This is a genomic window from Actinospineispora spinosispora DSM 44797 (assembly GCF_000429025.1).
Classification (GTDB): domain Bacteria; phylum Actinomycetota; class Actinomycetes; order Mycobacteriales; family Pseudonocardiaceae; genus Pseudonocardia; species Pseudonocardia spinosispora.
In genome coordinates this window covers 1-1,247 of sequence record NZ_AUBB01000083.1, presented here as the reverse complement: position 1 = coordinate 1,247, position 1,247 = coordinate 1, and the positions used below count along the sequence as shown (strand labels likewise).

Annotated in this window: 1 protein-coding gene; it reads left to right on the top strand. The window is 72.2% G+C overall.

Going from position 1 to position 1,247, the window contains the following annotated elements; genetic code table 11:
* Positions 1-15: 15 nt before the first annotated feature.
* Positions 16-1,247, top strand: a 1,232-nt coding sequence (locus G406_RS0123545; protein WP_281172533.1) for an acyltransferase domain-containing protein, incomplete at its 3' end; no start/stop codon positions are given.

Sequence of the window (1,247 nt, the reverse complement as noted above, 5' to 3'; positions counted from 1 at the left end):
GCTGATGTGGATGTGGTGGAGGCGCACGGGACCGGTACGTCGCTGGGCGATCCGATCGAGGCGCAGGCGGTGTTGGCGACCTACGGTCGCGACCGGCCGGCCGACCGGCCGCTGTGGCTCGGCTCGGTCAAGTCGAACCTCGGGCACACCCAGCATGCGGCCGGCCTGGCCGGCGTGATGAAGATGGTCCTCGCACTGCGGCACCAGGAGCTGCCGGTCACCCTCCACGCCACCGAACCCTCCGCGCACATCGACTGGACCATGGGCGACGTCCGGCTCCTCGTCGAGCCGGTGCCGTGGCCGGCGGGTGACCGACCGCGCCGGGCGGGCATCTCCTCATTCGGTATCAGTGGCACCAACGCCCACCTCATCGTGGAAGAACCGCCGCTCGCCCAGGACCCCACTGCGCCCACGCCGTCCACATCCTCGGTTTTCGACCAGGACGGCGAGTCGCCCGCGTCGGCGACGGCGTGGCTGGTGTCCGCCCCGACCACGACCGGCGTGGCCGCTCAGGCCGAGCGCCTGGTCGCGCACGTCAGCGCCCATCCGGAGCAGGATCCGGCGGACGTCGGCTGGTCACTGGCCAGCACCCGGACCAGGTTCGAGCACCGCGCGGTCGTCCTCGGCGCCACCCGGGGCGACCTGCTGGACGGTCTGTCCGCCGTCGCGGCAGGACATCCGGCCACCGGCGTGCGCACCGGGGTGGCCACCACCCCCGATCCGACCGTGTTCGTCTTCCCCGGTCAGGGCTCGCAGTGGGCCGGAATGGGCCGGGAGCTGGTCCGGACCAGCCCGGTGTTCGCCGCTCGTCTCGCCGAGTGTGAGCAGGCGCTGGACCCCTACGTCGACTGGTCGCTGAGTGAGGTCCTCGCCGGTGGGGAAGGCGCACCCGGCCTGGAACGGGTCGACGTCGTGCAGCCGGCACTGTGGGCGGTGATGGTGTCGCTGGCCGCCGTGTGGCAGGCGGCCGGGGTATGGCCGGACGCGGTCGTCGGTCACAGCCAGGGTGAGATCGCGGCAGCCGTGATCGCGGGGATCCTCACCCTCGACGATGCCGCACAGGTCGTTGCGCTCCGCAGCCAGGCCCTGACCGCGCTGTCCGGTCACGGGGGCATGCTCTCGATCGCCGAATCGGTCGACCTGGTCGAGGTGCGGTTGACCGTACGGCCCGGGGTGGCGGTGGCGGCGGTGAACGGTCCGGATGCGACGGTCGTGTCGGGTGATCTCGCTGACTTGCGGGAGCTGCT